16 protein-coding genes and 1 tRNA gene are annotated in these 20,062 nt (G+C 63.5%); 5 read left to right on the top strand and 12 right to left on the bottom strand.

The features are described from left to right. The 7 genes from EOA32_RS15620 to EOA32_RS15650 form a co-directional block, all read right to left on the bottom strand. The coding region (locus EOA32_RS15620; protein WP_145971301.1) for a sugar ABC transporter permease at window positions 1–838 on the bottom strand (838 nt) is incomplete at its 3' end. A 186-nt stretch (window positions 839–1,024) separates the two neighbouring features. Beyond that, window positions 1,025–2,278 (bottom strand): ABC transporter substrate-binding protein, encoded by a 1,254-nt coding sequence (locus tag EOA32_RS15625; RefSeq protein WP_128372231.1) that lies wholly within the window; start codon window positions 2,276–2,278, stop codon window positions 1,025–1,027. Window positions 2,279–2,337: 59 nt separating this feature from the next. Next, complete coding sequence (locus tag EOA32_RS15630; protein ID WP_128372232.1) at window positions 2,338–3,849, bottom strand: aldehyde dehydrogenase family protein; 1,512 nt, start codon at window positions 3,847–3,849, stop codon at window positions 2,338–2,340. Window positions 3,850–3,860: 11 nt separating this feature from the next. Continuing rightward, window positions 3,861–4,637 carry an enoyl-CoA hydratase/isomerase family protein gene (locus tag EOA32_RS15635; RefSeq protein ID WP_128372233.1) on the bottom strand — a complete coding sequence of 259 codons (777 nt, stop codon included), beginning with the start codon at window positions 4,635–4,637 and terminating at the stop codon, window positions 3,861–3,863. Next, window positions 4,630–6,231: an acyl CoA:acetate/3-ketoacid CoA transferase gene (locus EOA32_RS15640; protein WP_128372234.1), complete on the bottom strand. Its 1,602-nt coding sequence runs from the start codon at window positions 6,229–6,231 to the stop codon at window positions 4,630–4,632. Before EOA32_RS15640 ends, EOA32_RS15635 begins: the two co-directional genes overlap by 8 nt. After that, on the bottom strand, window positions 6,228–7,244 hold the full coding sequence (locus tag EOA32_RS15645) for a Gfo/Idh/MocA family oxidoreductase (protein ID WP_128372235.1): 1,017 nt from the start codon (window positions 7,242–7,244) through the stop codon (window positions 6,228–6,230). The genes EOA32_RS15640 and EOA32_RS15645 overlap by 4 nt, the downstream gene beginning before the upstream one ends. After that, window positions 7,241–8,293: a LacI family DNA-binding transcriptional regulator gene (locus EOA32_RS15650; protein ID WP_128372236.1), complete on the bottom strand. Its 1,053-nt coding sequence runs from the start codon at window positions 8,291–8,293 to the stop codon at window positions 7,241–7,243. The genes EOA32_RS15645 and EOA32_RS15650 overlap by 4 nt, the downstream gene beginning before the upstream one ends. A 230-nt stretch (window positions 8,294–8,523) precedes the next feature. Here EOA32_RS15650 and EOA32_RS15655 point away from each other — a divergent pair, with 230 nt between their 5' ends. Then, on the top strand, window positions 8,524–9,678 hold the full coding sequence (locus EOA32_RS15655) for a dihydrodipicolinate synthase family protein (RefSeq protein WP_067002534.1): 1,155 nt from the start codon (window positions 8,524–8,526) through the stop codon (window positions 9,676–9,678). 467 nt (window positions 9,679–10,145) lie between these two features. On the opposite strand, the gene EOA32_RS15660 is transcribed toward EOA32_RS15655, so the two are convergent. The 3 genes from EOA32_RS15660 to EOA32_RS15670 form a co-directional block, all read right to left on the bottom strand. After that, a complete protein-coding gene (locus EOA32_RS15660) occupies window positions 10,146–10,328 on the bottom strand; it encodes a hypothetical protein (protein ID WP_128372237.1) in 183 nt (60 codons plus the stop codon). Window positions 10,329–10,454: 126 nt separating this feature from the next. Then, a tRNA-Val gene (locus EOA32_RS15665) sits at window positions 10,455–10,529 on the bottom strand. A gap of 214 nt (window positions 10,530–10,743) precedes the next feature. Then, window positions 10,744–11,106, bottom strand: a complete 363-nt coding sequence (locus tag EOA32_RS15670; RefSeq protein WP_006199474.1) for a response regulator — start codon at window positions 11,104–11,106, stop codon at window positions 10,744–10,746. 165 nt (window positions 11,107–11,271) lie between these two features. Between EOA32_RS15670 and EOA32_RS15675 the strand changes: the two genes are divergently transcribed. Both EOA32_RS15675 and hisN read left to right on the top strand, forming a co-directional pair. After that, window positions 11,272–12,213, top strand: a complete 942-nt coding sequence (locus EOA32_RS15675; RefSeq protein WP_067002532.1) for an N-formylglutamate amidohydrolase — start codon at window positions 11,272–11,274, stop codon at window positions 12,211–12,213. A 303-nt stretch (window positions 12,214–12,516) separates the two neighbouring features. Beyond that, entirely contained in the window at window positions 12,517–13,290 is a 774-nt protein-coding gene (gene hisN / locus EOA32_RS15680; RefSeq protein WP_095777118.1) for a histidinol-phosphatase, read from the top strand. A gap of 20 nt (window positions 13,291–13,310) precedes the next feature. Here the strand turns inward: hisN and EOA32_RS15685 are convergent, their stop codons facing one another. Then, window positions 13,311–14,267 (bottom strand): alpha/beta hydrolase, encoded by a 957-nt coding sequence (locus tag EOA32_RS15685; RefSeq protein ID WP_095777119.1) that lies wholly within the window; start codon window positions 14,265–14,267, stop codon window positions 13,311–13,313. 462 nt (window positions 14,268–14,729) lie between these two features. On the opposite strand from EOA32_RS15685, the gene EOA32_RS15690 reads away from it, so the two are divergent. Then, a complete protein-coding gene (locus EOA32_RS15690; protein WP_067002526.1) occupies window positions 14,730–15,197 on the top strand; it encodes an Hsp20 family protein in 468 nt (155 codons plus the stop codon). Window positions 15,198–15,377: 180 nt separating this feature from the next. On the opposite strand, the gene EOA32_RS15700 is transcribed toward EOA32_RS15690, so the two are convergent. Beyond that, window positions 15,378–16,430, bottom strand: a complete 1,053-nt coding sequence (locus tag EOA32_RS15700; RefSeq protein ID WP_128372238.1) for a low specificity L-threonine aldolase — start codon at window positions 16,428–16,430, stop codon at window positions 15,378–15,380. A 490-nt stretch (window positions 16,431–16,920) separates the two neighbouring features. Between EOA32_RS15700 and gltB the strand changes: the two genes are divergently transcribed. After that, window positions 16,921–20,062, top strand: a 3,142-nt coding sequence (gene gltB, locus EOA32_RS15705) for a glutamate synthase large subunit (RefSeq protein ID WP_128372239.1), incomplete at its 3' end; no start/stop codon positions are given.

The following is a 20,062-nucleotide window of genomic DNA, read 5'->3' on the forward strand; positions in this document are numbered from 1 at the left end:
CATACATGAAGTTGGAGGGCAGCCAGGCCGAACCGCCCGGTCCGCCGCTGGTCAGCGCCACGACAAGGTCATAGGACTTGATGGCCAGATGCGCGAGCACGATGAAGGCCGACAGGAACACCGGCCTGAGCAGCGGAATGACGATGCGGCGGTAGAGCTGGAACGTGGTTGCGCCGTCGATCTGCGCGGCTTTCATGATCTCACCGTCGATGCCGCGAAGCCCGGCCAGGAACATCGCCATGATGAAGCCGGAAGCCTGCCAGACGCCGGCGATCACCACCGTGTAGATGACGAAATCCTTGTTCTTGATCCAGTCGAAATGGAAGCTCGTCCAGCCCCATTGGTGTAGCGTCTGCTCGAGACCGAGGCCGGGGTCGAGGAACCATTTCCAGGCGACGCCGGTGACGATGAAGGAGAGCGCCATCGGATAGAGATAGATCGGCCGCAGCATGCCTTCGCCGCGGATCTTCTGGTCGAGCAGGATGGCCAGGAACAGGCCGAGCGCCAGGCAGATCAGGATGTAGAGGAAGCCGAAAATGCCCATGTTGGTGATCGAGGTGTACCAGCTCGACGGCGGGTCGCTCTCGAAGGTCCAGCGCCACAGCCGCTGATAGGCGCGGGCGCCGGTGATGTCGTAGGATGGGAAGGTCTTGGAGTTGGTGAACGACAGATAGATCGTCCACAGGATGAAGCCATAGACGAAGACGATCGTCGCCGCGAAGCTCGGCGCCAGGACGATCTTCGGCAAAAGGTCCTGCAATCGCGAGCGGACGGAGGCGCCGGGACGGGCGTCGTGTTCCGGCGTCAGCTTGATTTGGGTTTCGGCGACTGTGCTCATCGGCTTATCCAGTACCGGTTATTGGGGACCAGCCAGCGTGCGGCGCACACAAGGCAGCAATCCCGTATATCGTCTCGACAGGAGACCTCCCCCGCCGGAGCGGGGGAGACTCGAGTGGTTTTGTTTATGCAATTCCGAACGGAAAACCGCTATGCACTTTTCCTGGAATTGCTCCAGCAAAACGCCTTACTTGGCGTCTTCGATCGCCTTGACCAATTCGGTCACGGCTTCGTCCGAGGTCTTGATCTGGCCATGGACGAACTTCGAGATGACGTCCTTGTAGGCGTTGGCGACAGCCGGGGGCGCGCCATAGCCCTGGGCCAACGAGCCGAACAGCTTGCCGCCTTCGTTAGCCGCCTTAAGGTCGGCGATGCCCTTCTTGCCGCAAGCATCGAAGTCGGTGTCCGGCACGTCGGTACGGGCGGGGACCGAGCCCTTCACGACATTGAAAGCCGACTGGAAGCTCTTCGACAGGGTGGCGGTGGCCAGAGCGACCTGCGCGGCCTTGCGGTCGTCCGGAACGTTGAACATGCCGAACATGTCGGAGTTGTAGATCACCGAACCGTCGGTGCCCGGGAAGCGGTAGCAGAGGAAGTCCGTGCCCGGGGTCTTGTTGGCGGCGTGGAACTCGCCCTTGGCCCAGTCGCCCATGACCTGAACCAGCGCATCGCCCTTGATGACCATGGCGGTGGCGAGGTTCCAGTCGCGGCCCGAGAAGTTCGGGTCGACATAGGTGACGAGCTTGGCGAGGTTGTCGAACGACTTCTTCATCGTGTCGGACTTGAGCGACTCCTCATCGAGGTCGTTCATCGCCTTCTTGTAGAATTCCGGTCCGCCGGTCGACAGCACGACGGAGTCGAACATGGTCGCTTCCTGCCAGTTCTGGCCGCCAAGCGCGAGCGGGATGACGCCAGCGGCCTTGGCCTTGTCGAGCAGGGCGATGAAGTCGTCGAAGGTCTTCGGCTCGGTGCCGCCGATCTTGTCCATCACGGCCTTGTTGATCCACAGCCAGTTGACCGAGTGGACGTTGACCGGAGCCGCGACCCACTTGCCGTCATAAACGGAGAACTTCTGCAGGGCGGCCGGAACGCTCTTGTCCCAGCCTTCCTTCTTGGCGGTCTCGGTGAGGTCGCCCATGACGCCGGCAGCGGCATAGTCGAGCACGGTGTAGCCCAGCATCTGCGAGGCGGTCGGATAGTTGCCGGCCGCGACCATTGCCTTCAGCGCGGTCATGGCGGCGTCGCCGCCGCCGCCGGCCACCGGCACGTCCTTCCAGGCATAGCCTTCCTTGGCCAGATCCTGCTTCAGCACGTTCAGAGCAGCCGCTTCGCCGCCCGACGTCCACCAATGCAGCATCTGCACTTCCTTGACGTCCGCGGCATGCGCCGAGAACGCAAAGCTCGTCGCAAGAGCCGTTCCGATAAGCAGTTTGCGCAACATGTACTACCTCCCTTGTTGCATTCACATAACCGGCGGGGTGACCGCCGGGGTCTCCCAACTCAGCCGAGCCACCATCCGGTGCGCTGGCCGCGATGAAACTGGATTGTCTTTTCCTCGGTATAGTCCTCGACGGCGCGTTTGCCGAGTTCGCGTCCGAGACCGGATTGCTTGTAGCCGCCGAAGGGCAGTTCGGGATAACCCTCCATGAACGTATTCACCCAAACCGTCCCCGAACGCACACCGCGCGCCACCGACATGCATGTGTCGATGCTCGCGCTCCACACTCCCGCAGACAGACCATAGGGCGTGTTGTTGGCGATGTGCAATGCCCTTTCAATCGTTTCAAAAGTGAGCACGGACAGCACCGGCCCGAAGACTTCCTCGCGCGCGATTTCCATGTCCTCGGTAACGTTGCGGACAATGGCCGGATCGAGATACTGGCCGGCGTTGGAGGCGAGCTGTTCGCCGCCGCTGAAGACGCTGCCGCCGCCGGTTTTGGCCGCCTTCACATAGCCGGCTACCTTCGCCATGTGGTCGGCCGAGATCATCGCGCCGACCTTGGTGCGGTCGTCAAGCGGATCGCCGACTTTCACCCTCTCGGCCAGCGCCTTGACTGCGCCGAGAAAGTCGTCCGCGATCGCCTCATGCACGATCAGCCGACTGCCGGCATTGCAGCATTCGCCGGCGTTGAAGAAGCCGCCGAAGACTGCGGCATCCGCCGCTGCTTCGAGATCGGCGTCGGGGAAGACGATCTGGCCGTTCTTGCCGCCGAGCTCCATCGACACCTTCTTCAGCGAACTGGACGCCGCCGCCATGGTCATCTTGCCGACGCGGGTCGAGCCGGTGAAGGACACCATCTCAACCAGCGGATGCCTGACCATCGGCGCGCCGACATCGCTACCCAGGCCAGCGAGGATGTTGACCACACCCGCCGGCAGGCCGGCCTCCAGCAGGATATCGCCGAGCACGAAGGTCGACGCCGAGGTCATCTCGCTCGGCTTGACCACGGCAGTGCAGCCGGCGGCGAGCGCGAAGGGCAGTTTCTGGCTGACGATCAAGAAGGGAAAATTCCACGGCGTGATGATCGAGACGACGCCGATCGGCTCGCGCAGCACCACGCCCAGCATGTCATCGCCGAGATTGGCGTAGCTCTCGCCATGGAGCGTGCGGGCAAGCGAAGCGGCATAGCGCCAGATGTCGACGGCGCCGCCGATCTCGCCGCGCGCCTGCGCGATCGGCTTGCCGGATTCCAACGCGTCGAGCCTGGCAATCTCTTCCAGTCGGCCCTCGATCAGATCGGCCGCTTTGAGCAGCACCGCGGCGCGTTCCGACGCCTTCATGCGCGGCCATGCGCCGGCCTCGAAGGCCTTGTGCGCGGCCTGCACCGCAGCGTCGACTTCCGCAGCACCCGCCTGCGCATAGCGTGAAACCGCAAAACCGTGGCCGGGGCTGATGCGTTCGATCGTGCGGCCATCCCGGGCATCGACATGTTTGCCGTCGATCAGAAGCTTGTACCTCTTCGGCGCCTCAGACGCTTCGACCGGCATGGAAATGTTAAGCGGTGCGTTCATCGTATCTTCTCTCAAGATCTCGAAAAGTCCGGCTTGTGCCTGGCCTTGAAGGCGCCGACACCGGCCTTGAGATCGCCGGTGAGCGCAATGAAGCCGCTGGCCAGCGCTTCCGTGGCGGCGGCGTCTTCCTCGCCTTCGGCAATGCCGATCATCAGCTTGGCGGCCTCGGTTGCGAGCGGACCACGCTCGGCGATCTTTTCTCCCCAGCGTTTTGCTTCATCCAAGGCCTTGCCGGTTTCGACCACGCGGTCGACGACGCCGAGGGCAAGCGCCTCGTTCGCCAGCAGGACTTCGCCCCCTATTGCCATGCGCCGTACCGTTTGCGCGCCGAAGCGGCGCACGGCGCGCTGCGTACCAGACCAGCCGGGCACGACGCCGATCGAGGTCTCGGGAAAGCCGAGCTTGATCTGGGTTTCGGCGACGCGAAAATCACAGGCGGCGGCCAATTCCAAGCCGCCGCCCAGCGCATGGCCGGACAGCACGGCGATGGTCGGTTGCCGAAGCCGCGCCAGGCGGTCGAAGACACGATGGCCGTAGCGCACCCATTGAACCTGGAAATCGGCGGCGCTTAATTGTGCCCAGGCCTCGACATCGCCGCCGGCGCAGAAGCCTTTGCCTTCGCCGCGGATGAGCACGACACGGACACCCTCGGTCAGCTCGGCCTTATCGAGTGCGGCTTCGAGCGCGCGCAGCATCGGAATGTCGAGCGCGTTGAACTTTTCCGGCCGCCTGAGCGTCACGGTACTGATCACGCCATCCTGCTCGAAGGTGACGAGGCGTTCAGCCATGCGCGCCTCCAAGCGAAGCGCCGCCATTGAGCGACAGGCCGATCGGCCGGTCCTGATAGAGCGACGCTGGCGTGATCTTGAGGTCGTTTGCGACGGCGAGCGGAGTGTCGGCCTGCGCCAGCACATCGCGTTCGAGATCGATGCCGGGCGCCAGCTCGGTCACCATCAGCCCGTCCTGGGTCAGCTTCATCACACAGCGTTCGGTGACATAGGTGATGTCCTGGCCTTGCGCGACCGCGCGCTTGCCGGAGAAGGAGATGTGCTCGACTTCCTCGACGATCTTTTTCACCTTGCCTTCCTGGTCGATGCGGATAGCGCTGTTCGCCAGCGAAAGCTTGGCGCCGGCATTGAAGAAGCCGGAGAAGACGATCTTCTTCGCCCGCGCGGTGATGTCGACGAAGCCGCCGGCGCCGGCCGTCACATGCGGTCGCGCCGAAAGCTTCGACACGTTGACCGAGCCGTGGCGGTCGATCTGCAGGAAGGACAGGAGCGAGGCATCAAAGCCGCCGGCCTGGAAATAGATGAACTGGTGCGGCGAGGGCATGATCGCCTCGGCATTCGAGGCGCAGCCGAACTTGAAGTCGAGCAGCGGCACGCCGCCGACCGCGCCCTGCTCGATCACCCAGGTGACCTTGCCGTGCTGGCCTTCCTCGAGAAGAATGCGCGGCACGTTGGCGGAGATGCCGAAGCCGATATTGACGGCCATGCCGTCGCGCAACTCCATGGCGACGCGGCGCGCGATCACCTTCTGGATGTTCATCTCCGGGGTGCGGAAGGTGGAGAGCGGCCGGAAGATCTCGCCCGAGATCGCCGGGTCGTAAGCCGTCTGCGTCGTCTGCAGCTGATTGGGCGCGACCACGATATGGTCGACCAAGACGCCGGGCACGCGCACATCGTGCGGCTTGAGGGTGCCGTTCTCGACGATGCGCTTCACCTGCGCAATGACGATGCCGCCATTGTTGCGCGCAGCCAATGCCTGTTCGAGACCGCCGAGATAGGCGCCCTCATGCTCGTAGGTGAGATTGCCGCGCTCGTCGGCGGAGGTGGCGCGGATGATCGAGACGTTGGGGATGACGGCGCGGAAATAGAGCCACTCCTCGCCGTCGAACTGTTGCACCGAGACGATCGGCTCGCTGGCGGCGGCGTTCATGGCGCAGCCCTGGTGGCGCGGGTCGGCGAAGGTGTCGAGGCCGACCTTGGTCAGCACGCCGGGACGCTTGGCGGCCGCCTCGCGATGCATGTCGAAGAGGATGCCGGAGGGCACGTTGTAGGCCGCGACCGAGTTGTCGCCGATCATCTGCCAGATCCGAGGCGGCTCGGCGGAGGAGGGGCCGGATGGATACGAGCCGCAGAGCGTGCGCTTGAGCAGGCCAGGCTTGGCGAGATGGTCGATGCCCTTGATGCCGTACATGTCGCCGGCGGCGATCGGGTGCAGCGTGGTGATCGCTCTCGGATGCCCTTCCGCATCGAAGCGCTCGCCGATGGCGGCGAGCACGGCGTCGGGGCAGCCGAGGCCGCTCGAGGACGACACCGAGACAATCATGCCGTCCTTCATCAGGCTGGCGGCATGCGCTGCCGTGACGAGCTTGCTCACGCGAGGCTCCCGAGTTGCGGATCGATGATCACGGCCTTGCCGGTCTTCGAGGATTGCAGCGCTGCTTCGGCGGATGCCAGCGACCAGATGCCGTCCTCGCCGGTGGCCGAAGGCTGGCCTTCGCCGCGGATCGCGGCATGGAACTGGCGTAGCGAGCGGGTGTAGAGGTCCTCGCGATCGAAGCTCAGCTCTTCCTCGCCATTTGCAGTGCGCAGCAGCACCGAGCCGACCGGCTTCTGCGTCATCACATCAGTGGCGATCAGCGAGCCCTCCGACCCATGCACTTCGAAACCGATGCCGGCGAATTTGATCGTGAAGCCTTCATGCGATTGCGCAATGACGCCGGACTTGAAGCGCCAGATGCACATCGCGCCGTCCTCCAGCCCGCCGCCGGCCATGCCGGCCGACTGTGTGAAGGCCGAGATCTCGACCGGATCGTCGCCGAGCACGAAGCGCAGCGTGTCGGCATCATGCACCGTGATGTCGAGCACCACGCCGCCCCCGGCTTCGGGCCTGGTGATGCGCCAGCCCTGCAGGCTTTCAGGCAGATAGACGGAATGGAAGACACGCGCGGCGATCGGCTTACCGATACGGCCGGTTGCGATCGCCTCGCGCATCGCCCGGTGCGCGCCGGCATTGCGCAGATGATGGTTGGTGCCGAACACGATGCCGGCTTTCCTGGCCGCCGCCACCATCTTGCGCGCATCGGCGCTGGTCAGCGCCAGCGGCTTTTCGCAGAGCACATGCCTGCCGGCCTTGATGGCGGCCAGCCCCTGTTCGAGATGCAGCTCATTGGTGGTCGAGATGTAAACGGCATCAATGTCCGAGCCAAGCAGCGCATCGAGCGTCGAGACGGCTTTAGGAATGCCGTTTTCCTTGGCGTAGCCTTGAGCCCGCTCTGCGCTGGAGCTCATCACGGCGGCAACCGCGCCGTCGGCCTGCGCGCGAATGGCGTTGACCATGAACTGCCTGGCGATCGTGCTCGCACCGATCAGGCCCCATCTCACGCTCATGCCGCGTCTCCCATTCCAGTGCCGTGCGCGCTGCGGCTCGGGCCGCAGCTTTCCCTGACGACGAGGCTGACCGCGCCGATATGGTCCTCGGCGCGCGTCGTGCGCGACTGGATCATCTTCAGCATGACGTGCGCGGCGCGCTCGCCAAGGCCTGGGGTGTCGACGGCGACGCTGGTCAGCGCCGGCATGTAGTGCTCGGCTTCGGCCACGTCGTCGAAACCGACCACGGCGAAGTCGGCCCCGGCCTCCAGGCCGCGCTTGCGCAGCGCGAGCATGACGCCGAAAGCGACGGCGTCGTTGAAGCAAAGCGCGGCTGTCGGCGGCTCGGCTGCCGCAAGCGCGGTCTCCAGGCAGGCCATGCCGCCTCTGCGGCTGGTCTCGCCTTCGACGATCGTCCGGTTGGCGGCCAGGATGCCAAGCGCCTCGCAAGCCTCGATGAAGCCGCCAAGCCTGTCGTGATAGACAACGAGGTCGGACGAACCGCCGAAGAAAGCCAGCCGGCGGTGGCCTTTGCCGATCAGATGCTGGGTGGCGAGATAGGCGCCGCGATGGTTGTCGGGCGCGATTGCCGGGATGCGGCTCTCGGGCAGGCGGCGCATGGCGAAGACGACCGGCACGCCGGCAGCCTCGATGCGGCGGAAGGCGCCAGGCGTGGTGCCGCGCGCCGGCGAGACGATCAAACCGGCGACGCCCTGTTCCAGCAGCGACTTCAGCACTTCTTCCTGGCGGACCGGATTTTCCGCGGTGTTGGCGATGAAGGGCACGATGCCTGCGGCCTGAAAGACGCGCTCCATGCCAACCGCCAGCTCGGCGAAGAAGGGATTGGTGAGATCGTTGATCACCATGCCGATGACGTTGGAATGCGCCTTGCGCAGGTTGGCGGCGCCGCGGTTGTAGACATAGCCGACATCCTCGATCGCCTTGCGGACCTTGACCGCGGTCTCAGGCCGGATCAGCCCGCTGCCTTGCAGCACGAGCGATACCGTCGATTTGGACACGCCGGCCTCGCGGGCGATGTCCAGGATCGTCGCCTTGGCCCGGCTGGCCATATCCGTGCTTCCTCTGCGTCCGGCGCTAAAATTTATTGGAACGTTCTAAACATTGCGTCGAACCGGAGTCAACTGGGAATCATGTCGATTTCGAAAAATTGATCGATGGCCAGAAAATGTATGGGCTTAGGGCCGCAGCGCTGCGTTGGATCGCTTCAGTCGCAGGGATCATAAAGGTTCTTGATTTATTGGAACGTTCCATCTATAGGCTGCCACAAAGGGAGATTTCGATGGACATCATCCTGCCTGCGAAGAATGGCGATCGTGTCGGCTACCGGCTGGTCGGCCAACCGGCGCAGCCCATCATCGGCGCGGATTTCCCGCGCGTCGCCTATGCCGCTGCCCATGTTGTCGCCAACCCCTTCGCCATGACCGATCCCTGGTCGCGGCCGGCGGTCGACTGGGACAAGACCATGGCGTTCCGTCATCACCTGTGGCGGCTCGGCTTCCGCATCGCCGAGGCGATGGACACCTCGCAGCGCGGCATGGGTTTCGACTGGGCGAGCGCGAAAGAACTGATCCGGCGCTCGATCGCCGAGGCGCGCACGGTGAAAGGCGCCGATCTCGCTTCCGGCGCCGGCACCGACCATCTGGCGCCGGCCGCGGCAAAGTCGCTGGACGATGTGATCCGGGCCTATGAGGAGCAGTTCGCCTTTATCGAAGGCGGGGGCGGCAAGGCGATCATGATGGCAAGCCGCGCGCTGGCGGCCGTGGCCAAAGGCCCGGACGACTATGCCCGCGTCTACGACCGCATCCTCGGCCAAGCCTCCGGCAAGGTGATCCTGCACTGGCTGGGCGACATGTTCGATCCGGCGCTCAAGGGCTATTGGGGCAGCAATGATTTCGATACCGCCCTGGACACCGTGGTCGCCATCATCGAGCGGCACGCCGACAAGGTCGAAGGCATAAAGATATCGCTGCTCGACGCCCATAAGGAGGTGCTGCTGCGCGACCGCTTGCCTGAAGGCGTGGTGATGTTCACGGGTGACGATTTCAACTATCCGGAGCTGATCGCGGGGGACGGCAAGAGGCACTCGCATGCGCTGCTCGGCATCTTCGATGCCATCGCCCCGGTGGCCAACGCCGCGTTGGCCAGGCTCGCCGAGGGCGACCGGGCCGGCTATGACGCGCTGATGGCGCCGACCGTGCCGCTGTCGCGCAAGATCTTCGAAGCCCCGACGGAATTTTACAAGGCAGGCATCGTCTTCATGGCCTGGCTGAATGGCCACCAGGATCATTTCACTATGGTCGGCGGCATGCAGTCGGCGCGCGGCATCTGCCACTACGCCGATGTCTTCCGTCTCGCCGATCAGGCGGGATTGCTGGCCGATCCAGATCTCGCCGTCGCCAGGATGAAAGCGCTTTGCGCCGTCTCGGGCGTCTGAGAGGGTCGCCTCTCGCTTCCCTGCCGCTGGCGAAAATTGTAACCCTGATATCGGGCTTGGACCGGCAGCAGTCGAACTTCAACTGGAGGAGGTTGGCACCGCGGTCGTGGACCATCATTAGGCCGGCCGATCGGCAGTAGCGGCATGTTCCCGCAGGCCGAGGTCTAGACCCCAGTGGCTTTGCGAGAAATCCGCTTCAACCGGTGCGGATCGATCTGCGGTTCTGTGTCGATGAGCTTCTGCCTCGAACGATTGATCACATCTCGCGTTTGGGCGAGGAGTTTCCTGTCGCTCTCGGCTTGAAGAGGGCGCGGACGCGGATTGTCGGGAAATCGGTCTCGCATGGCGCGTCTCCGGTCTTGGTTCAGACGGGAGCGCGGTCGCTGTCTCTCAGCCGCCGGCGTCCTTTGCTAGTTGCCGACGATGAAGGTGAACTCGCGAGCGTCAGATCAGTTGCACTGCGGGCGTCAGAGATCTTCTGGGCCTTGCCGGAATATCCAGGCTCCCTCTCGGGCCGATTGCAATTCGCTGCGGATCCGTCGCGCTTGTTGCCGTTCGGCGTCGACTTCGGCTCGAAGCCGATACCGCTCGGCGCGCAATTTGATGGAATCTTTATAGACCTTCCAGAGACGGTCGTCGTCTTCGGCCATTGCAGCCAGTCCCCATTGGCGTGCAACGGAACGCGTCCGCTTTGGTTCCGGGGTCGCGGTTGGAAATCTTCGCCCCGGAGTTTCTGTGCCAATCGGCACATTGCGTTAGCTAAGTTATTGAAAGGATGGTGGGCGTGACAAGGATTGAACTTGTGACCCCTGCAATGTCAATGCAGTGCTCTCCCGCTGAGCTACACGCCCATCCGAAGCCGCGCATACACCATTTTTGGTCCGGCGCGTCAATAGCAGGAACAAGAAAAGAAAGCTCCGTTTGCCGCAGCGGCGGAAGCGCCAATGCCCAAAGCGCGTCGCGTCGAAACGGGTTCGAGTGACGCGCTTAGATCTTTGTTTAGTTGATGTCGTTTTCCCAGCCGCTGCGCCGTTTTGGACGACATGCGTCGGCCGGAAAAACCCTTTAGGCCGCCTGAAGCATCTTCTCGACCTCGTTGACGAGATCGCGCAGATGGAACGGCTTCGACAGCACCTTGGCGTCCTTGGGCGCCTTGGAATCCGGATTGAGCGCGACGGCAGCGAAGCCGGTGATGAACATGACCTTGAGGTCCGGATCAATCTCGGTGGCGCGGCGGGCAAGCTCGATGCCGTCCATCTCCGGCATGACGATGTCGGTCAGAAGCAGCGAAAAAGGCTCCTCGCGCAGCCGCTCATAGGCGCTGGCGCCGTTGTCGAAATCGCTCACCTGGTAGCCGGCGCGTTCCAGCGCCTTGACGAGGAACCGGCGCATATCGTCGTCGTCTTCCGCCAGAAGAATGCGTGCCATCGTATCCCGTCCGAATCACCCGCCCCAAGCCTGCCGCCGGGCAAGCCCGTTAACCATCCTGTATATGAGGAGGAGACGGTAAACATCAAGTGAACGTTGGCCTTGTCGCGACCACTTCGACTGTGCGTTTCGCGGGGCTGAAATGCTGGACATGCCGGGCGCAAGATGGCAGTTTCGCATCATGATGCAGTGCTTCGTCCTGGTTCGTTCAAATTGAAGACGGCAGCCGAGGATTTTTCGGTCACACCACCCTTCGAAATCCGATCGGGCGCCGAGCAACGCGTAGCTTTCCTGTTCAACTCGCCGCATAGCGGCCGCCATTATCCCGAGCGCTTCCTGGCCATGGTGCGGCTCGACCGCAACGCCATACGCCGCTCGGAGGATTGCTATGTCGATGAACTGTTCGGCGGCGCCGTCGCGCTCGGCGCGCCGATGCTGGCGGCAAATTTCCCGCGCGCCTATCTCGACGTCAACCGCGAACCGTGGGAACTCGATCCGCGCATGTTCGCGGAGCCGGTGCCGTCCTTCTGCAATATCCGTTCGGCCCGCGTCGCGGGCGGGCTGGGCACCGTGCCGAAGCTGGTGGGAGAGGGGCTCGACATCTATCCCGGGCGTCTGCCGCTTTCCGAGGCCGTGGGACGCATAGAGGCCGTCTACAAGCCCTATCACGAGACGCTGAAGCGGCTCTTGACCAGGACCCACGCCAGGTTCGGCTATGCCGTGCTGATCGACTGCCATTCGATGCCGGCCAGCGTCCGGGTCGGCGACAATGGCGCGCGGCCGGACTTCATCATCGGCGATCGTTTCGGCATTTCCGCCAGCGCGGCTCTAACCGAGAGGGCGATCGGCCTGCTCACCGGAATGGGCTACGCTGTCGCGCATAACAAGCCTTATGCCGGCGGCTTCATAACCGAGCATTACGGGCGGCCGGCGCGTCATCTCCACGCGCTGCAGATCGAGGTCAATCGCGGGCTCTACATGAACGAGCGGACATTCCAGAAATCGGCCGGCTTCGACGCTTTAGCCGACGACCTGACGCGGTTTTCGGCCGAACTGATTTCGATGCCCGGCCATCATTTCCTCGACCTGCCGCTCGCCGCCGAATGACGGCGGCGCTGGGAACCGCGGCTAAAAAAAGACCGCATCGTTTTCACGACACGGTCGAAGTCTAGGGAGGAAACGCCCAAGGAGGGCATGGACAGGATAAGCTGTCCGAGAACAAAAGTATTGTGCGATGCACAAATGTCAATCGACTTCAGGCTTTTTTAATTCAATATGATGTGCAAATCCGGTTTCGGCGCCTGACGTGTGACTTTGAGGCAACAGGCGAGGGCGCCTGACCCGGTTTTACGCTCCGGTCCGACAAGAAGACAGCGGCTGCGAGATGGTTGCCGCAACGGGGAGAGTGGTTTGGATATCAGCATCGACTTCATGAGGCGCATCGCGCGTGCCGCCGCCGCCGAAACCTTGCCTCGCTTCCGCAGCCAGGCCGCAGTCGCCAATAAGCTGGCGGAGAGCTTCGATCCGGTGACGGAGGCCGATCGCGAGGCCGAGCGGGCGATTCGGGCGCTTATCTCGGCGGAATATCCCGATCACGGCATCCTCGGCGAGGAGCATGGCAGCGAGAACATTTCGAGCCGGCATGTCTGGGTCATCGACCCGATCGACGGCACACGCGCCTTCATTTCCGGCCTGCCGGTCTGGGGAACGCTGGTCGGACTGACGATCGACGGCGATGCCGTAGCCGGCCTGATGTCGCAGCCCTTCACCGGCGAGCTGTTCTATGCCAATGCCTCCGGCTCGCATTACGAAGGCCCGGGTGGCCCGCGCAGGCTCGCGACGCGCAAGACGACGCAGCTTTCGCAGGCGACCCTGTTCACCACCACGCCGGCGCTGTTCAAGGGCGCGGCGCGCAACCGCTATGACGCGTTCGAGAAACAGGTGCAGCTCGCCCGCTACGGCACCGACTGCTACGCCTTCGCCATGGTGGCGGCGGGCAGCGTCGATATCGTCGCCGATCCGGGTTTGAAATCCTACGACATCGTGGCGCTGATCCCGATCATCGAGAAGGCGGGCGGCGTCGTCACCACCTTCGAAGGCGGGCCGGCGGAAAACGGCGGCGACATATTGGCGGCGGCGACGCCGGAGTTGCACGCCGCGGCAATGGCGGCGCTGAGCGGCTGATCCGCGGCGTCGTTCCGTGATCAGGCAGCGTCGCCGGTTCCCGGAACAAAAGCATCGAAGGCCGCCAGGAGCTGCTCGCGAAAGAGATCCCTCTCCTGCAGGATCTCATGATGCGCGCCGTCGATCATCAACAACGAGCCGACGCGCAGCCGTCTGGCATAGGATTCGACCGCCTTGGTCGAGACCACCTGGTCGGCGCCGGCGCCGACGATCAGCGTCGGTACCTGGATCCTTGCCATGAAATCGGGGTCGCTGACCGCCTCCGCGGCTGCGGCTGCGGCCTTCAGCCAGCGGATGGTCGGACCACCGAGTCCAAGGTGGGGCCAGGCCCTGTAAATGTCGGTATTGCGCCGGTAGCGCTCCGGGTCGGACGTCACCTTGTTCATTTCGAAGGGCGTCGGCAATTTCGGGCGCGGCCCCCAGGCGGCATAGAGGCGGCCGAGGCCCAGCGCGCAGAACACCGCGCAGACGCGCCTTATGGTGGCGATCGAAACCCGCAAGTCGGGCACGGCCAGGAAAGGCGCGATCAGCACCATGCGTCGCACCCGGTTGACCATCGACGGCGAGGCAAGCAGCGCGATCACCGCTCCCGTCGAATGGGCGAGGATGTAATAGGGGCCGCGGCAATCGGGCAGCACGATCTCCTCGAAGAACTGCTCGAGATCACGGGTGTAGTCGCGGAAGCTGCGGACATAGCCGCGCTGCCGGTCGCGCAGCAGGCGGCTGGAATCGCCCTGGCCGCGCCAGTCGAGGGTGGCGACGCCGAATCCGCGGTCGGCGAGATCGCGGATGGTCTCGAAATATTTCTCGATGCACTCGTTGCGGCCGGTCAGCAGCACCACCGTGCCCTGGAGCGGGCGGGCGACGGCGGCGAAAACGCCGTAGCGGATCTTCCTGCCGTCGCGGGTGGTGAAGAAGCCGCCGGCAGCGTTCTGCGGCGGCGGATTGCCCTCAGTCAGATAGAAAAGGTCCGTCATTCGGCGCTTCGTTGATTGCTTCTTGCCCGAGCGGGCCAGGCGTCGCCACGGTGATAGACGCCCATGCGCCAAAAGCAAAGGTCCGGGATACGCGCTTTCCTGAACGGGGAGGCCGGAAGCACCTGCGGCGCGCTTCCGGCCTCTGTCGATCCGGGAGGAAGGGACGTTACACCCGGTCGGCCTCGTCGCGGCGCACCGATCGAGGCGCCGCATATCCGTATTGTTGACTGCAGCCTAGCGAGCCCCGGCTGAACGGGTGCCGAAGCCTCGGTTCATCTGGCGTTCATCGAGCGAAAAAATCGAAGGGAAAGTTGGTGCGCGAAGTTCTTGAAATGGGCTTTTCCGCTTCCCAAATGGAGGTTGCGGCCGCCGATGTCGGGGCCGCTGGCCTATCCGGAGCGCCTTTCGAGGGTTTCGTACCGGGTCAAACGCAAACCATGTTGCTCAACAGGAGAACACATCATGCGTCACGTTGATTTTTCCCCGCTTTATCGTTCGACCGTCGGTTTCGACCGGCTGTTCACCATGCTCGATACGCTCGGCCAGCCCGAGAGCGCGCAGACCTATCCGCCCTATAACATCGAGCGCACCGGCGAGAACGCCTATCGCATCTCGATGGCGGTTGCCGGCTTCTCGGAAGACGAGATCTCGATCGAGGCGCACCGCAATGTGCTGACCGTCAAGGGTGAGCGCAAGGAAGAGAACAATGGCGAGGGTTCCGAGCTGCTCTATCGCGGCATCGCTTCGCGCGCCTTCGAGCGTCGCTTCCAGCTCGCCGACCACGTTGAGGTCGAGGGCGCCACGCTGAAGAACGGCCTGCTCTTCGTCGACCTCAAGCGCAACATTCCGGAAGAGCTGAAGCCGCGCAAGATCGCGATCACCTCGTCTTCGGACAAGGCCAAGCAGATCGAGGCCAAGGCCGCCGCGTAAGCCGCGGGCTCCATGTAAGAAACGTCTCCCTCCCGAGACGAAAGCGGCGCCGAAGGGCGCCGCTTGTTTGTGACATTAATCCTGCGCCAGAAAATCAACGCGGCGACATTTCGCCGATGTTTTCTGGCGTTTTTGATCCTGCTTGGCCTCGAACTGTCGCTGCGGCCTTTGCTCACCTGATCATTGCGAGAGGAGTTGGCCGAGACGGTCGATCTCTTGCGTGGTGGTGGCGAAGCTGGCGACGAAACGGTAGATCGCTTCCTTGTCGCCGAGATGGCCTTCGAAACCCTGCGGCACGCCCCATTCATAGAATTTGGCGCCGGCGGTCTGCAGCTTTTCGGCAAGAGCGCGGTCGAAGATTGCGAACACTTCGTTGGCCTGCGGCAGCCAGGCGAGCCTGCCCGCCGGCGCGTCCTCGATCGTCTCGGCGAGATGTGCCGCCATCGCATTGGCATGCCGCGCCATCCTCAGCCAAAGGTCGTCGGTGAAATAGGCTTCGAATTGCGCCGAGATGAAGCGCGCCTTGGAAAAGGTCTGTCCGGCGCGCTGGCGAAGCAGGCGCAGATCCCGGCCGACTTCCGGGTTGAAGATCACCACCGCGTCGGCCATCCAGCAACCGTTCTTGGTGCCGCCGAAGGAGATCAAGTCGACGCCGCTCCTCCAGGTCATTTCCGCCGGCTTGACGTCGGTCGCGGCAATCGCATTGGCAAAGCGCGCGCCATCCATATGCAGCGGCAGCTTGTGCCTACGGCTGACCTCGGCAATCGCCTTGACGTCGTCGACGGTGTAGACGGTGCCCACCTCGGTCGCCTGGGTGATCGTCACGGCCATCGGCTGGCCGGCCGGCGCAAGATCCTGCGCATAGCGCTTGATGGCATTGTCGAGAGCCTGTGGGTTGATGCGCCCCAGGGGACCCGCAACCGGCGCCGTACGAGCGCCGCCGGTGTAGAAGCCCATCGCGCCGAACTCGTCGACATTCATATGCGCTTCGGAATGACAAAGGGCGATGCCGCCGATACGGTTCAACGCCGCTATCGAAAGCGCGTTGGCCGCGGTGCCGGTGGCGACGAAGAACACCTGAACTTCCCGCTCGAAGATATCGCTGAAGCGATGGTAGACGGTGCGGTCCAGGTCGCCGTCGCCATACGCGGTCGCGATGCCGGCCGCGTGGCGGGAGAGGTTCGCCGAAATGTCGGGATGAACGCCCGCCCAGTTGTCGGATGCAAAGAACATCGAGAGGTCCGTATTGTGATTGGCAGAAAGCGGCGCGACTTGACTGCTTTGGCGCGCGAAGCGCAAGGGCCAATCTTTCGCAAAACGGTGAAGCCAGCCGGGCCGTAACGACTGACTAGAGGTTGCGTTTTTTGATCCCTTCGCGAAATTTTGTGTCGCGGCACGCCCGAGAATTTTGTGAATCGGTCTTGTGCAGGTGCGGGATTTCTGCCATAAAAAATTTAGGACAGTAGTGCTGTCTTATTTTGTCGCACAAAACAGGCTGGACTGGCATATCATCGCTGCCATTCCGGCCATTGTCGCGAGCGGCGGGTAGACGGCTCCGCTCTGGCCTGTACGATACCGGATGCGAACCGGGCGTATGGCCGCATAGTTCGGCAAGAATTTCGCGAGACGTGCAGCAAGGACGAAGGGAAGCATCGTGCTTCCCAAGGCAAACCAGCGCCCCGAGGGAAATCACCGCCAAGGGTGCGGAACGGAGGACAGGACGATGACGGAACTGACGCCATCTGCGATCAACGGCCAGGCCGCGCAGACGAAAGCGGCAGCCGTCAAAACTGGTACCACCGCCAATGGTTTGATCGCGCAGGGCCTCTACGATCCGCGCAACGAGCATGACGCCTGCGGCGTCGGCTTCATCGCCAACATGAAGGGAGTAAAGTCGCACCAGATCGTCGAGGACGGTCTGGCGATGCTGGAAAACCTCACCCATCGCGGCGCTGTTGGCGCCGATCCGCTGGTCGGCGACGGCGCCGGCGTGCTGGTGCAGATTCCGGATCGGTTCTTCCGCGAGGAGATGGCCGCAAAGGGCGTCGAACTGCCGCCGGCCGGCCAATATGGCGTTGGCCACTGGTTCATGCCGCAGGACGCAGCACTTCGCGCCCATATCGAGGACATCATCGCCGAGTCGGCCCAATCCGAAGGGCTGCCGCTGATCGGCTTCCGCGATGTGCCGGTCGATAATTCGTCGCTGTCGAAGGCGCCGGAGATTGTCGCCTCCGAGCCGTTCCATCGCCAGGTCTTCATCGGCCGCACGGCCGAAATTCCGGACGACGAGGAGTACGAGGCGAGGCTCTACCTGCTGCGCAAGGTGATCTCGGGCCGCATCTATTCCGAGAACGACAACAAGGATGTCGGCGCCTATTGCGTGTCGCTGTCGGCGCGCACCATCGTCTACAAGGGCATGTTCCTCGCCTACCAGGTCGGCGCCTATTACAAGGACCTCAAGGATCCGCGCTTCGACACGGCGCTGATCCTCGTCCATCAGCGCTTCTCGACCAACACGTTCCCGTCGTGGAAGCTGGCGCATCCCTATCGCATGGTCGCGCATAACGGCGAGATCAACACGGTGCGCGGCAACAACAACTGGATGGCGGCGCGTCAGGCCTCGGTCGATTCGGAGCTGTTCGGCAACAACATCTCGAAGCTGTGGCCGATATCCTATGAAGGCCAGTCCGACACGGCGTGCTTCGACAATGCGCTCGAATTCCTGTTTCAGGGCGGCTATAGCCTAAGCCACGCCATGATGATGCTGATCCCGGAAGCCTGGGCCGGCAACAAGCTCATGGATTCCGACCGCAAGGCGTTTTACGAATACCACGCCGCGCTGATGGAGCCGTGGGACGGGCCGGCGGCGGTCGTCTTCACCGACGGGCGCCAGATCGGCGCGACGCTCGACCGCAACGGCCTGCGCCCCGCGCGCTACATCGTCACCGACGACGACCGCGTCATCATGGCCTCGGAAGCCGGCGTGCTGCCGGTGCCGGAGGAAAAGATCGTGCAGAAGTGGCGGCTGCAGCCCGGCCGCATGCTTTTGATCGATCTGGCCAAGGGCCGCATCATCTCCGACGAGGAGATCAAGTCGGAGATCGCGACCAGGCACCCTTACAAGACCTGGCTCGCCAACACGCAGTTGATTCTTGAAGAGCTGAAGCCGGTCGAGCCGCGGGCGCTGCGCAAGGATGTCAGCCTGCTCGATCGCCAGCAGGCCTTCGGCTACACACAGGAAGACACGAAGCTTCTAATGGCACCGATGGCCACTACCGGCCAGGAAGCGGTCGGCTCGATGGGCACCGACACGCCGATCTCGGCGATGTCGGACAAGTCGAAGCTGCTCTACACCTATTTCAAGCAGAACTTCGCTCAGGTCACCAATCCGCCGATCGACCCGATCCGTGAGGAACTGGTGATGAGCCTGGTGTCCTTCATCGGGCCGCGGCCGAACATCTTCGACCTGATCGGCACATCGCGCCGCAAGCGGCTTGAAGTGCGCCAGCCGATTCTCACCAACGGCGATCTCGAGAAGATCCGCTCCATCGGACACACCGAGGACCGCTTCGACACCAAGACGATCGACATCACCTACGGTTCGAACGAGGGCGCTGCCGGCATGCAAGGCGCCATCGACCGGCTCTGCGAGCGCGCCGAGGCGGCGGTCGCGGGCGGCTACAACATCATCATCCTGTCCGACCGCCAGGTCGGGCCGGACCGCATCGCCATTCCGGTTTTGCTGGCGACGGCGGCGGTGCACCATCACCTGATCCGCAAGGGCCTGCGCACCGCGGTCGGACTGGTCGTCGAATCCGGCGAGCCCCGCGAGGTGCATCATTTCTGCTGCCTGGCCGGCTATGGCGCCGAGGCGATCAACCCCTATCTCGCCTTCGACACGCTGCTCGACATGCACAGGCGCGGCGAACTGCCGGAGGAGGTCGACGCATACGAGGTCGTCTCCCGCTACATCAAGTCGATCGGCAAGGGCATCCTCAAAGTGATGTCCAAGATGGGCATCTCGACTTACCAGTCCTATTGCGGTGCGCAGATCTTCGACGCCATCGGGCTCAAGTCGGACTTCGTCGAGAAGTACTTCACCGGCACCGCGACGCTGATCGAAGGCGTCGGGCTGGACGAGATCGCGACCGAGACTCTCAGCCGCCATACCGATGCCTTCGGCAACGACCCGGTGCTGCGCAACAATCTCGAGGTCGGCGGCGAATACATGTTCCGCATGCGCGGCGAGGCGCATATGTGGTCGCCGGATGCGGTCGCCAGCCTGCAGCATGCCGTGCGCCAGGGCTCCTGGGACACGTTCAAGGAGTATTCGGCGCAGATCGACAGCGCGACAGCTAGAGCGCAGACCATCCGCGGCCTGTTCGAGATCAAGCTGGCGGAAGAGACCGGCCGCAAGAAGGTCGCGATCGAAGACGTCATGCCGGCGGCCGAGATCGTCAAGCGCTTCTCGACCGGGGCGATGTCCTTCGGCTCGATCTCCCGGGAAGCGCACACGACGCTGGCGCGCGCGATGAACGCCATCGGCGGCAAGTCGAACACCGGCGAGGGCGGCGAAGAGGCCGACCGCTATCTGCCGCTGCCCGGCGGCGGCAAGAATCCGGAACGCTCGGCGATCAAGCAGGTCGCGTCGGGGCGGTTCGGCGTGACGGCGGAGTATCTGGTCAATTCCGACGTCATGCAGATCAAGGTGGCCCAAGGCGCCAAGCCCGGCGAGGGCGGTCAGTTGCCCGGACACAAGGTCGACGCCACCATCGCCAAGGTCAGACACTCGACGCCAGGCGTCGGCCTGATCTCGCCGCCGCCGCATCACGACATCTATTCGATCGAGGATCTGGCTCAGCTGA

The sequence above is a fragment of the Mesorhizobium sp. M1A.F.Ca.ET.072.01.1.1 genome (assembly GCF_004023325.1).
GTDB lineage: Bacteria > Pseudomonadota > Alphaproteobacteria > Rhizobiales > Rhizobiaceae > Mesorhizobium.

Excerpts from the sequence above, each read along its gene's own strand:
- EOA32_RS15625 (WP_128372231.1), bottom strand. The coding sequence starts at position 2,278 with ATGTTGCGCAAACTGCTTATCGGAACGGCTCTTGCGACGAGCTTTGCG.
- EOA32_RS15630 (WP_128372232.1), bottom strand. The coding sequence starts at position 3,849 with ATGAACGCACCGCTTAACATTTCCATGCCGGTCGAAGCGTCTGAGGCG.
- EOA32_RS15635 (WP_128372233.1), bottom strand. The coding sequence starts at position 4,637 with ATGGCTGAACGCCTCGTCACCTTCGAGCAGGATGGCGTGATCAGTACC.
- EOA32_RS15645 (WP_128372235.1), bottom strand. The coding sequence starts at position 7,244 with ATGAGCGTGAGATGGGGCCTGATCGGTGCGAGCACGATCGCCAGGCAG.
- EOA32_RS15650 (WP_128372236.1), bottom strand. The coding sequence starts at position 8,293 with ATGGCCAGCCGGGCCAAGGCGACGATCCTGGACATCGCCCGCGAGGCC.
- EOA32_RS15655 (WP_067002534.1), top strand. The coding sequence starts at position 8,524 with ATGGACATCATCCTGCCTGCGAAGAATGGCGATCGTGTCGGCTACCGG.
- EOA32_RS15660 (WP_128372237.1), bottom strand. The coding sequence starts at position 10,328 with ATGGCCGAAGACGACGACCGTCTCTGGAAGGTCTATAAAGATTCCATC.
- EOA32_RS15670 (WP_006199474.1), bottom strand. The coding sequence starts at position 11,106 with ATGGCACGCATTCTTCTGGCGGAAGACGACGACGATATGCGCCGGTTC.
- EOA32_RS15675 (WP_067002532.1), top strand. The coding sequence starts at position 11,272 with ATGGCAGTTTCGCATCATGATGCAGTGCTTCGTCCTGGTTCGTTCAAA.
- EOA32_RS15685 (WP_095777119.1), bottom strand. The coding sequence starts at position 14,267 with ATGACGGACCTTTTCTATCTGACTGAGGGCAATCCGCCGCCGCAGAAC.
- EOA32_RS15690 (WP_067002526.1), top strand. The coding sequence starts at position 14,730 with ATGCGTCACGTTGATTTTTCCCCGCTTTATCGTTCGACCGTCGGTTTC.
- EOA32_RS15700 (WP_128372238.1), bottom strand. The coding sequence starts at position 16,430 with ATGTTCTTTGCATCCGACAACTGGGCGGGCGTTCATCCCGACATTTCG.